At 56.8% G+C, this 12,390-nt stretch carries 8 protein-coding genes; 5 read left to right on the top strand and 3 right to left on the bottom strand.

Annotation, left to right across the window (positions count from 1 at the left end; genetic code table 11):
- Positions 1-17: 17 nt before the first annotated feature.
- Together sbcC and sbcD are read right to left on the bottom strand one after the other, a co-directional pair.
- Positions 18-3,152 carry an exonuclease subunit SbcC gene (gene sbcC / locus B3B59_RS19960; protein WP_286809818.1) on the bottom strand — a complete coding sequence of 1,045 codons (3,135 nt, stop codon included), beginning with the start codon at positions 3,150-3,152 and terminating at the stop codon, positions 18-20.
- Positions 3,149-4,354: an exonuclease subunit SbcD gene (gene sbcD / locus B3B59_RS19955; RefSeq protein ID WP_046884479.1), complete on the bottom strand. Its 1,206-nt coding sequence runs from the start codon at positions 4,352-4,354 to the stop codon at positions 3,149-3,151. Before sbcD ends, sbcC begins: the two co-directional genes overlap by 4 nt.
- A gap of 182 nt (positions 4,355-4,536) precedes the next feature.
- On the opposite strand from sbcD, the gene phoB reads away from it, so the two are divergent.
- The 5 genes from phoB to malZ all read left to right on the top strand — a co-directional run bounded on the left by phoB (position 4,537) and on the right by malZ (position 11,676).
- Positions 4,537-5,226 carry a phosphate response regulator transcription factor PhoB gene (gene phoB, locus B3B59_RS19950; RefSeq protein ID WP_040076955.1) on the top strand — a complete coding sequence of 230 codons (690 nt, stop codon included), beginning with the start codon at positions 4,537-4,539 and terminating at the stop codon, positions 5,224-5,226.
- Between the two features lie 21 nt (positions 5,227-5,247).
- Positions 5,248-6,534 carry a phosphate regulon sensor histidine kinase PhoR gene (gene phoR, locus B3B59_RS19945; RefSeq protein ID WP_263616368.1) on the top strand — a complete coding sequence of 429 codons (1,287 nt, stop codon included), beginning with the start codon at positions 5,248-5,250 and terminating at the stop codon, positions 6,532-6,534.
- Positions 6,535-6,952: 418 nt separating this feature from the next.
- Entirely contained in the window at positions 6,953-8,272 is a 1,320-nt protein-coding gene (gene brnQ, locus B3B59_RS19940; RefSeq protein ID WP_046884477.1) for a branched-chain amino acid transporter carrier protein BrnQ, read from the top strand.
- Between the two features lie 77 nt (positions 8,273-8,349).
- Positions 8,350-9,723: a proline-specific permease ProY gene (gene proY, locus B3B59_RS19935; RefSeq protein WP_286809817.1), complete on the top strand. Its 1,374-nt coding sequence runs from the start codon at positions 8,350-8,352 to the stop codon at positions 9,721-9,723.
- A gap of 132 nt (positions 9,724-9,855) precedes the next feature.
- Positions 9,856-11,676, top strand: coding sequence for a maltodextrin glucosidase (gene malZ / locus B3B59_RS19930; RefSeq protein ID WP_286809816.1), 1,821 nt, complete (start codon positions 9,856-9,858; stop codon positions 11,674-11,676).
- 47 nt (positions 11,677-11,723) lie between these two features.
- On the opposite strand, the gene B3B59_RS19925 is transcribed toward malZ, so the two are convergent.
- Positions 11,724-12,326: a peroxiredoxin gene (locus tag B3B59_RS19925; protein ID WP_207293092.1), complete on the bottom strand. Its 603-nt coding sequence runs from the start codon at positions 12,324-12,326 to the stop codon at positions 11,724-11,726.
- Positions 12,327-12,390 lie beyond the last annotated feature (64 nt).

The following is a 12,390-nucleotide window of genomic DNA, read 5'->3' as shown; positions in this document are numbered from 1 at the left end:
CGCAAGAGGGCGCAGTCTTATTCGACCGCAAACGCGCGGTCTAACTTGCTGAAGCCCAGCCCGTTGATCTTCTTAACCTTAATCTGCACCGGAATGCGCTCCTTCATCGCCTCGACGTGACTGATCACCCCGATGGTCTTGCCGCTGGCGTTCAGGGCATCCAGCGCATCCAGGGCTGTGTCCAGCGTCTCGCTATCCAGGGTGCCAAAACCTTCATCGAGGAACAGCGAGTCGATACGCGTTTTATGACTCACCAGGTCGGAAAGCGCCAGCGCCAGCGCCAGGCTCACCAGGAAGCTCTCACCGCCTGAAAGGGTGCGGGTATCGCGTACGGCATCGGCCTGCCAGGTATCGACCACCTCCAGCTCCAGCGCATCGCTGACTTTCCGTTGCAGGAGATAGCGGCCGTGCAGGCGGATTAGCTGCTGGTTTGCCAGCCAGACCAGGTTATCCAGGGTCAGCCCCTGCGCAAATTTACGGAAGCGATCGCCCTCTTTTGAGCCAATTAGCGCATTCAAATATCCCCAGTCCTCCGCCAGACGTGCGGCCTCTTCAATTTGCTGCATCAGCACCTGCTGGTGCTGGCGATTGTCGGCGTCCTGTTTTAGCTGCTGGCGTATTTCACCCTGACGTGTGGTGTTTTCACGCAGTTTCAGCGCCAGGTGGTGTAACTGCTCCTGCAGGGTCTGCATCGCGACCTCATCAGGAAGATCTGCAGGGCGTTGTGCCGCATGCGCTTTACATTGCTGCTCTGCCTGGTGAGCCAGGGCGCGTGATTGCTGGATCTGCTGCTCCAGCGTCTGTTTCAACTGCTCCAGCTTGCTCACGCTCTCATCGTCCAGCACGGCGGCCAGGAAGGCCTGCTGATCGGTAAAACAGCTGGCGGCCAGGGCTGCCGCAAACTGCTCTTGTAATTCCGCCAGCCTGTCGGCGTCCACTTTCTCTTGCGCCTGCAGCGTATTCAGTTGGCTCTGCAGCGAGATGCACTCGGTGTGGATCGCCTGCCAGTTTTCGGGCACCGGCTCTTCATCTTCCTGCTCTGAAGGCGGTAGGGTATCAAGCAGGGGTTTCAGGGCCTGGATACGCTCCTGGATGGCCGCAAGCTGCGTCTGTTGCGCTTGCCAGCTATTCGCCTCGGCTTCACGTTCGGCGAGCCAGGCCGCAGCTTCGCCCTCGGCGGGGGCGGTGAGTGCCAGCGCCTCTAGCGCGCTCTGCAGGGACTGTTGCTGGGCGTCGAGTTGTTGTTTGCTCTGGTGTCGCTGCTGTTCCAGGTCGTTTAACTGAACCTGTAGAGCGTGGTGCTGGCTAAGCTGGTAAAGCTGCTGCTCGTACTGCTCCTGCTCGTTCAACCAGTGTGTAATGTCGTCCTGAATCGAGTGGGTGATGGCTAGCTGGGCGCAGCTCTCCTGCCACGCTTTAGTAAGTGCTTGCTCATCTTCTGAGAGCGTCAGGATCAGCTTCGCCTCGCGTTGCAACTGCTCAACACGCGCGTTCAGTTGCCCGCGCAGCAGCAGACCCTCTTCCTCAAGCTGCTTAACCGCACGCTCAAGTTCATCACGACGTCGCTGATTTTCCGTTAACTCCAGCGCCTGGTATTGTGATACCGCAGGATGGTGGGTCGAGCCGCAGAGCGGGCAGGCTTTGCCGGCCTCCAGCGTGGCGCGATAACTTTCCAGCGCTTTAATCTGTTCTTCCTGCGCGCAGAGCGTTTTGACATCCAGGTAGTGTTGATGCTTCTCTTTATACTGCAGGCGGCGCGCCGTCAGGGTCTCTTCCAGACGGGTTTTCTCTGCTTCTCCTTTCTGCTGACCGTCGCGATTTTCAGCCAGTTGTTTTTGCAGCGGCTGGTAGCGAGCCTGCAGGGTGGCGAGGCGCTGGCGCACCGGGCGCAGTTGCACCTGTCGCTCAATGGCGGCGGCGGTCTCCTCTGGCGACAGCGCCAGAGCAGGCTGCGGCAACGCAGCGCGTTTTTGCTGAAACTCCGCAAGCCGTTTGTTGAGGCCATCATACTGCTGTTTATCGCGTTGCTGCTGGCTGAAAAGGGCCCGCCAACCGGCAATGTGCGAACTCCAGAGGCCAAACTGACGATGCGCTTCCAGCCAGAGGGTCATCTGCTTTTGTTGCGCCTCAAGCTGCGCCATGCTGCGGGCTGCACCGTTACGGACGCGCCCCCGCTGTGCCATCCGGTCACGTAAGCGAGCATTCACTTCTGAAATTTGCTTGCGGGTACGGGTGAGAGAGGCGCTCTGCTCTTGCTCGCGCGTCCATAGCGGGCGCAGCGCCTGTGCAGGAAGGGCCAGCTGCAGCCTCGCCAGTTGCGGCTGGGCATCCGTTTGCGCGTGAAGCGCTTGCTGATGTGCAGCCTGCGCCTGTTGCTGGGCGCGGGCCAGCTCATCACTGCGCACCCACCACTGATGCCAGCGCTGCTGGCGCTGCTGTTCGGCCAGCAGTGAGGTTTCTTCGTCAGTAAGTGCCTGCAAACCTTGAACTAACTGCTGCTGTTGTTCTTCGCTTAACAGCACCACCCCGGCGACTTGCGCTTCGCGCATCTCAAGCTGTTGGCGAGCGGCTTTGTGTTTTTCAAATACCTTCGCCGAAATCTGGCCGTAGATCTCCGTTCCCGTCAGCTCCTCTAACAGCTCCGCACGCTCTTTCGGTTTTGCATTGAGGAAGGCGGCAAACTGACCCTGCGAGAGCAACATTGAGCGGGTAAAACGGTCGTAATCCAGCCCGGTCAGGGAGGCGGTCAGTTCCAGTTTATCTTTCACTTTGTCGGCGAGGATTTTGCCATCTTCACAGCGGGCCAGCTCAACGCGCGGCGCCTGCAGATTGCCATCAGGCTGGTTGCGGGCGCGGTTCTGGCTCCAGAAGGCGCGATAGGCCACCTCTTTGACCTCAAATTCCACTTCGGCAAGACACTCGGCGGTGTCCCGGGTCATGAGATCGTTTTGTGACTGTGAGAGCGTGTTCAGGCGCGGTGTTTCGTGGTACAGCGCGAGGCAGATGGCGTCCAGCAGGGTGGTTTTCCCCGCACCGGTCGGCCCGGTAATGGCAAACAGACCGTTGCTGAGAAAGGGCTCGGCAGTGAAGTCGATTTTCCACTCACCCTTTAATGAATTGAGGTTCTTCAGGCGCAGACTCAAAATTTTCATGGGTGCGACTCCTCGTCATTCAGGGTATTTAGCGCATCGTTAAACAGCTCATTCAGCCGCGCGCGCCGTGTTTCATCCAGCTCTTCCTGGGCCAGTCGCCGTTCGAAGACCTCTTCCACCTTCAGTTCACTCAATGTCTCGCGCTGGGCGGCGAGCAGACTTTTCTGGCGCTGTTCCCGGCTGCGGCGCACCAGTAATACCTCTACCGGCAGATCCTCGGTGAGGGCCTGAATTTTGCGCTGCATATTGTGCAGGTATTCATCGGTAGTGATCTCAATATCGAGCCATACCGGCGGGGTTTGCGCGACGCCGCGCCACTGTTCAAGCTGCTGGGTAATTGACGCCAGGTCGCCTTTCAGGACGGCCAGTTGCTGGGTTACCGGCACCTCCAGCGTCTCGACGGCGCTCAGCTTGCCGTCGTGGAAGCTGACCAGATGCACGCTTTTGTTTTTCCCCGTCTCGTCAAAGCTAAGGGCGATAGGGGAGCCGCAGTAGCGGATATGCTCACAGCCGCCGATGACCTGCGCCCGATGAATATGGCCCAGCGCGATATAGTCCGCCGCCGGGAAGTTCTGCGCCGGAAACGCGTCCAGCGTGCCGATATAGATGTCGCGGACCGCATCGCTTTTACTGGCGCCAACGGTCGTCAGATGGCCCGTGGCGATCACCGGCAGGGCGCTATCGCTCCGCAGGGCACAGGCGTCGGCATATTGTCTGGCGTAATAATCGGTAATGGCCTGCAGGAGATGCTGCTGCTTCTCTGCACCGGACATCCCCGCCTGGCTCTGCACCACATCGCGAGGGCGTAAAAAAGGTACCGGGCAGAGTATGGCACCCGGGGTGCCGTCGCGTTTTTTTAACACCTGCGGTGGGTGCCCAGTGCTGGCGATGACGGTCGTATTCAGAAACGCCAGCAGATCGCGGGATTCGTTCAGGGTCGCCACGGAATCATGATTGCCTGCGACAATCACCAGATGGCAGCCGGTCTGCTGCAGGTTCACCACAAAACGGTTATAAAGCTCACGCGCATAGCTGGGGGGCGATCCGGTATCGAAGATATCTCCGGCGACGACGATGGCATCTACCTGCTGCGCTTGCGCAACCTCCAGCAGCCAGTTGAGGAAGGCTTCATGTTCATTGGCGCGGCTCTTACTGTAAAAATTCTGACCCAGGTGCCAGTCTGAGGTGTGAAGTATGCGCATAACAGATCCGTGGCAAAAAGAGGGGAAGGGGATTATAAACGTCTAAAGGCAGGAAAATCACGGCTGCCAGAAAACAACAGCTTGCCATCTGAGTCGGAACAGTTTTTCATAAATCTGTCACAAATCTGACGCATAATGACGCCGCATTACAATCATGTAACCTAATTAAGACAGGGCAATGTATGGCGAGACGTATTCTGGTCGTAGAAGATGAAGCACCTATCCGTGAAATGGTCTGTTTCGTGCTTGAGCAAAATGGCTTTCAGCCCGTTGAAGCCGAGGATTATGACAGTGCGGTGAACCAGCTCAACGAACCCTGGCCCGATCTTATTTTGCTGGACTGGATGCTGCCTGGCGGCTCGGGTCTGCAATTTATCAAACACATTAAACGTGAAGCCCTGACCCGGGATATCCCGGTGGTGATGCTGACCGCGCGTGGTGAAGAGGAGGATCGTGTCCGCGGTCTGGAAACCGGCGCGGATGATTACATCACCAAGCCCTTCTCGCCAAAAGAGCTGGTGGCGCGTATCAAAGCCGTGATGCGCCGCATCTCGCCGATGGCGGTGGAAGAGGTGATTGAGATGCAGGGACTTAGCCTGGATCCTACCTCTCATCGCGTCATGACCGGCGAAAACCCACTCGATATGGGCCCCACCGAATTCAAATTATTGCACTTCTTTATGACCCACCCGGAGCGTGTCTACAGCCGCGAACAGTTGCTCAACAATGTCTGGGGAACTAACGTCTATGTCGAAGACCGGACGGTGGATGTCCATATCAGGCGCCTTCGCAAAGCGCTGGAACTCAGCGGGCACGATCGCATGGTGCAGACGGTCCGCGGCACGGGTTATCGATTCTCGACCCGTTACTGAACAATGACAGGAGTGTGACGCGTGCTGGAACGTCTGTCATGGAAAAGGCTTTTATTTGAACTGATCTTATGCTGCATTCCGGCCCTGATTCTGGGGGCCGTGTTGGGTTATCTTCCGTGGTTTTTACTTGCGGCAGTAACCGGCCTGCTTATCTGGCACTTCTGGAATTTATTGCGTCTCTCCTGGTGGCTATGGGTAGACAGAAGCATGACCCCGCCGCCGGGTAGCGGCAGTTGGGAGCCGCTTCTGTATGGCCTGCACCAGATGCAGATGCGTAATAAAAAGCGTCGACGCGAGCTGGGTAGCCTGATTAAGCGCTTTCGCAGCGGTGCCGAATCGTTGCCGGACGCGGTGGTGTTGACCACCGAAGAGGGGGCGATCTTCTGGTGTAATGGCCTGGCGCAGCAGCTTCTTGGCCTGCGCTGGCCGGACGATAACGGCCAGAATATCCTTAACTTGCTGCGTTATCCGGAATTCGCCCGTTACCTGAAAGCGCGTGATTTTACCCGCCCGCACAATCTGATACTGAACAATAGCCGTCATCTTGAGATCCGCGTCATGCCTTACAGCGATCAACAGTGGTTGATGGTGGCGCGTGACGTGACCCAGATGCACCAGCTGGAAGGGGCGCGTAGAAACTTCTTTGCTAACGTCAGCCATGAGTTGCGTACGCCGTTAACGGTGTTGCAGGGCTATCTGGAGATGATGCAGGAGCAGACGCTGGAGGGGGCACCGCGCGAGAAAGCGTTGCACACCATGCGTGAACAGACCCACCGGATGGAGGGGCTGGTTCGCCAGTTATTGACGCTTTCGCGTATCGAAGCCGCACCAACGCTGGCACTGAACGATACCATTGATGTGCCGATGATGCTGCGCCTGCTCGAACGTGAAGCCCAGACCTTAAGCCACGGTAGACACCAGCTGAGCTTCGACGTGGACAACACGTTAAAAGTGCGCGGCAGTGAAGATGAACTGCGCAGCGCCATCTCGAACCTGGTCTATAACGCGGTGAATCACACCCCTGAGGGCACCTCGATTAAGGTGCGCTGGCAGCGTGTCGCTTCCGGCGCGGAGTTCAGCGTTGATGATGATGGACCCGGGGTGGCACCAGAACACATTCCGCGTTTGACTGAACGCTTCTACCGGGTGGATAAAGCCCGATCCCGGCAGACCGGGGGCAGTGGCCTGGGGCTGGCGATTGTGAAGCATGCCATTAATCACCATGAAAGCCGGCTCGATATCTCCAGCCAGCCCGGCGTAAGCACGCGTTTCAGCTTCGTTATTCCGGAACGTTTGCTTGCCAGTTGAAAGGGCTGAGAGGAGTGCTGTAATCGGAAGTTGCCACAGGCCAGCGAAAGCTGGCCTGTTTACTTTGCAGTCAGGCGAAGCGAGCATGATTTTCATACTGCTGTTGCTTTTTTGTTCGCATGATTAGCCATGAGTTTTTCTTATACATGGTTCATTGTTCCAATCACTCTTTTCATTCCGGCATAATGTTCTGGTTTTGAGATCCTATATTGCCTTTAAACGTTATAAGCGTTTAAATTGCGCCCCAGATATCGTCATACCGACTATATTTGCGTGGTAAATCGAAAAACTATTCTTCTCCACGCCAGTACGGGAGTATATCCCACTGAAATTGAGTATTTTTTCCGCTGTTTTGTCCCGGCAGGGATGGCGAAAAATTCATCGTTTTCAACACCACATCCACAGGCAGTAAGGTTTTATGACCCATCATCTGAAATCGCGCGACATCGTTGCGCTGGGCTTTATGACATTTGCGCTGTTCGTTGGCGCAGGCAACATCATCTTTCCTCCCATGGTTGGCTTGCAGGCGGGTGAACACGTCTGGACGGCAGCCATTGGCTTCCTGATCACTGCCGTGGGTCTGCCGGTGCTAACCGTTATCGCGCTGGCGAAAGTGGGCGGCGGCGTGGACAGCCTCAGCACCCCGATTGGTAAAGTGGCTGGCATTCTGCTGGCGACTGTCTGTTATCTGGCCGTGGGCCCGCTGTTTGCCACGCCACGTACCGCGACCGTCTCATTCGAAGTGGGGATCGCGCCCCTGACGGGCGACGGCGCGATGCCGCTGTTTATCTACAGCCTGGTTTACTTCGCGCTTGTGATTCTGGTTTCTCTCTATCCGGGCAAACTGCTGGATACGGTAGGTAACTTCCTGGCTCCGCTGAAAATCGTGGCGCTGATCGTTCTGGCCGTGGCCGCCGTGATGTGGCCTGCAGGCCCCATCAGCGATGCGATGGATGCCTATAAAAACGCTGCCTTCTCTAACGGCTTCGTGAATGGCTATCTGACGATGGATACGCTGGGCGCCATGGTATTTGGTATCGTTATTGTCAACGCTGCGCGTTCCCGTGGCGTAACGGAAGCGCGTCTGCTGACCCGTTACACCATCTGGGCGGGTCTGATGGCCGGCGTGGGCCTGACGCTGCTCTATCTGGCATTGTTCCGTCTGGGTTCCGATAGCGCCACGCTGGTGGATCAGAGTGCGAACGGTGCGGCGATCCTGCATGCTTACGTGCAGCATACCTTTGGTGGTGCAGGTAGCTTCCTGCTGGCGGTATTGATCTTCCTGGCCTGTCTGGTGACGGCGGTAGGGCTGACCTGCGCCTGTGCAGAGTTCTTTGCGCAGTATCTGCCGCTCTCTTACCGCACGCTGGTGTTTATCCTCGGCATCTTCTCAATGGCGGTCTCGAATCTGGGACTGAGCCACCTGATTCAAGTGTCCATTCCGGTACTGACGGCCATTTACCCTCCGTGTATTGTACTGGTTGTGCTGAGCTTTACCCGCCCGTGGTGGCATAACTCCTCACGAATTATTGCCCCGGCCATGTTTATCAGCCTGATTTTTGGTATCCTTGACGGGATTAAAGCATCCGCTATTGGCGACGTACTGCCTGCCTGGACACAGCGTCTGCCGCTGTCTGAGCAGGGGCTGGCCTGGCTGATGCCTACCGTTGTTGCACTGGTATTGGCTGTTATCTGGGATCGTGCTGCAGGACGCCAGGTTACATCGAACGCGCATTAATCAACGGCAGAATGTACAACCACGGGGCTTATGGCCCCGTGGTTTTTTGTTTTTTTGTGTTGAATGGCAAGACATAAATGGAAAGCTCTAACAAACTCAAGCGGGGTCTCACCGCCCGTCACATTCGCTTTATGGCACTGGGTTCTGCAATAGGCACGGGCCTTTTTTATGGCTCGGCAGATGCCATAAAAATGGCCGGTCCCAGCGTATTGCTGGCCTATATTATTGGCGGCGCTGCGGCCTATATCATCATGCGTGCCCTTGGGGAGATGTCGGTTCATAACCCCTCAGCCAGCTCCTTCTCACGCTATGCCCAGGAAAACCTCGGGCCACTGGCCGGGTATATCACCGGCTGGACCTACTGCTTTGAAATTCTGATTGTGGCCATCGCCGATGTGACCGCGTTCGGAATTTATATGGGCGTCTGGTTCCCCACGGTGCCGCACTGGATCTGGGTCTTAAGCGTCGTGATGATCATCTGCGCCGTTAACCTGATGAGCGTAAAAGTGTTCGGTGAACTGGAGTTCTGGTTCTCGTTCTTTAAAGTCGCCACCATCATTGTGATGATTGCTGCCGGCTTTGGCATCATTATCTGGGGCATTGGCAACGGCGGCGAAGCGACCGGAATTCATAATCTCTGGAGCAACGGCGGCTTCTTCAGCAACGGCTGGATTGGAATGGTGATGTCGCTGCAGATGGTGATGTTTGCCTACGGCGGGATCGAAATCATCGGTATTACCGCGGGCGAAGCGAAAGATCCTGAAAAATCTATTCCTCGTGCGATTAACTCAGTGCCAATGCGTATCCTGGTCTTCTATGTGGGCACGCTGTTTGTCATTATGTCCATCTACCCGTGGAATCAGGTCGGCACAAACGGCAGCCCGTTTGTCCTTACCTTCCAGCATTTGGGGATTGCCTTTGCCGCCAGCATTCTTAATTTTGTGGTGCTGACCGCTTCGCTCTCGGCCATCAATGCCGACGTATTTGGCGTGGGTCGTATGCTGCACGGCATGGCCGAGCAGGGCAGTGCGCCGAAGATCTTCGCCAAAACCTCCCGTCGTGGTACGCCATGGGTGACGGTGATGGTGATGACGGTCGCGCTGCTGCTGTCGGTCTACCTGAACTACATCATGCCGGAGCGCGTCTTCCTGGTGATTGCTTCGCTGGCCACCTTCGCCACCGTATGGGTGTGGATTATGATCCTGTTGTCGCAGATCGCCTTCCGCCGCCGTCTGGGGCCAGAGGCCTCGAAAGCGCTGAAGTTTAAAGTGCCGGGCGGGGTAGCGACGACGGTCGTTGGGCTGATCTTCCTGGTCTTTATTATCGCGCTGATCGGTTACCACCCGGATACCCGCATTTCGTTGTACGTAGGCTTCGCGTGGATCGCTCTGCTGCTGGTGGGCTGGGTCTTCAAACGCCGCCACGAACGTCGGATCGCCCAGGTACAGTAATCAGAATGCCCGGCACCTGCCGGGCATTTTTTCTCCTCCCCCGATCTCCTCCCCTAATAATTGTCTCCGCGATGAGTGAACATCCTCTACCCTATGGCAAGGTGGCCTCAATTCTGGGAAAGGGGATACGAAATGTTCAAGGCATGGCACCTCGCGGTTGCCCCATTTGTTAAGCAAAACAAAGACAAGCTCGTGATTACGCTCTGGCTGGCAGGCGACAATCAGCCTGAGCGGGTGACGCTTCGCGCCGAAGTGGACAATGAAGAGACGACGCTGAAAATGCACAAGCAGCGTAGCCAGCCGCAGCCGGGGATCACGGCATGGCGGGCCACGATCGATCTGAACAGCGGCCAGCCGCGTCGACGCTACAGTTTTAAACTGCTCTGGCACGACCGCCAGCTGTGGTTTACCCCCCAGGGCTTCAGCCGTTTTCCACCGGCTCGTCTGGAGCAATTTGCCGTCGATTATCCCGATAATGGCCCTCAGTGGGTGGTGGAGCAGGTCTTCTACCAAATCTTCCCGGATCGCTTCGCCCGCAGCCAGCAGCGTACGGCATTGCAGGATCAACGCTATTATCACCACGCCGCCGGGCAGGAGGTTATCTTCCGCCAGTGGGATGAGCCCGTCACCGCGCAGGCGGGCGGCTCCACCTTCTATGGCGGGGATCTGGACGGTATCAGCGAAAAGTTACCCTATCTGAAAAAACTCGGCGTCACGGCGCTCTACCTGAATCCGGTCTTTGCCGCGCCCAGCGTGCACAAATACGATACCGAGGATTATCGTCGGGTAGATGAGCAGTTCGGTGGCGATGGAGCATTGCTGCGCCTGCGTGAAAATACTCACCGTGAGGGGATGCGCCTGATTCTGGACGGCGTCTTTAACCACAGCGGCGACTCTCATGCCTGGTTTGACCGTCACAATCAGACGATGGGCGGCGCCTGTCATAATCCGGAATCGGCCCAGCGTGACTGGTATAGCTTCAACGACGAGGGCTACGCGCTTGACTGGCTGGGTTACCCCAGCCTGCCGAAGCTGGACTATGCCTCGAATGCGCTGGTGCAGGAGATTTATGGCGGCGAGGAGAGTATTGTCCGCCACTGGCTGAAAGCCCCCTGGAACATGGACGGCTGGCGGCTGGATGTCGTGCATATGCTTGGCGAAGCGGGCGGCGCGCGGAATAATTTGCAGCACGTCGCCGGTATCACCCGTTCGGCGAAAGCCGCCCGGCCAGATGCCTTTGTCTTTGGCGAGCATTTCGGTGATGCCCGTCAGTGGCTGCAGGCCGATGCGGAAGATTCGGCGATGAACTATCGCGGTTTTACTTTCCCGCTCTGGGGCTTTTTGGCGAATACGGATATCTCTTACGATCCGCAGCGTATCGACGCTGAAACCTGCATGGCGTGGATGGATAACTACCGCGCCAGTCTGTCGCATCAGCAGCAGCTCCGGATGTTCAACCAGCTGGATAGCCACGATACCGCACGCTTTAAAACGCTGCTGGGCAAAGATGTGGCGCGGTTGCCGCTGGCGGTCATCTGGCTCTTTAGCTGGCCGGGCGTGCCGTGCATCTATTATGGCGATGAAATCGGGCTGGATGGCAACAATGACCCCTTCTGCCGCAAAACCTTCCCGTGGGAGCCAGAGAAGCAGGATAAACACCTGCTGGCGCTCTATCAGCGGATGGCGAAGCTGCGCAAACAGAGCCAGGCCCTGCGCTACGGCGCTTGTCAGGTGATCTATGCGCACGATAACGTGGTGGTGTTTATACGCGTCTATAACCAGCAGCGGGTGCTGGTGGCGATAAATCGCGGTGAGGCCTGCGAAGTAGTACTGGACGACACGCCGTTATTAAGCGTGAAGACGTGGCTTCTGAAAGAGGGGAAAGGCAGCGTGCAGGATGGCGTGCTCTCTCTGCCGGCGATATCGGCCACCGTCTGGGCAGGCAACCATTAATAACAAAAAGGCCCGCATGCGCGGGCCTTTTGCGTAAACCTTGCCAGTTACAGGCTGGATACGTTCTCGGACAGGTATTTTGCTACGCCGTCTGGAGAGGCGTTCATACCTTCTTTACCTTTTTCCCACTGAGCCGGGCACACTTCACCGTGCTCTTCGTGGAACTGCAGCGCGTCAACCATGCGCAGCATTTCGTCGATGTTACGACCCAGCGGCAGATCGTTCACAACCTGGTGACGAACGATGCCGTTTGCGTCGATCAGGAAAGAACCACGCAGCGCAACGCCCGCGTCCGGATGTTCGATACCGTAAGCCTGCTGAATTTCACGTTTGATGTCCGCAACCATCGCGTATTTCACCGGACCGATGCCGCCGTTGTCGACAGGGGTGTTACGCCATGCGTTGTGTACAAACTCAGAGTCGAAGGAGACGCCAACCACTTCCACGCCACGCTTCTGGAATTCTTCATAACGTTTGTCGAACGCGATCAGCTCAGACGGGCAAACGAAGGTGAAATCCATCGGCCAGAAGAACAGAACGGTCGCTTTACCGTTGGTGTGCTGTTTGAAGTTGAAGTTATCAACGATTTCACCGTTACCCAGTACAGCTGCTGCTGTAAAATCCGGAGCCGGACGAGTTACCAGAACCATATGATTCTCCTGTATTTACTAAGGTTATTTGGAACGCAACGCCGGCCAGTATAGAGAGTGTGGC

The sequence above is a fragment of the Leclercia sp. UBA2479 genome, from assembly GCF_002341985.1.
Taxonomy (GTDB): Bacteria; Pseudomonadota; Gammaproteobacteria; order Enterobacterales; family Enterobacteriaceae; genus Enterobacter; species Enterobacter pneumoniae.
Note: the sequence above shows the minus strand (reverse complement) of the source record. Positions and strands in the feature narration are given on the sequence as shown.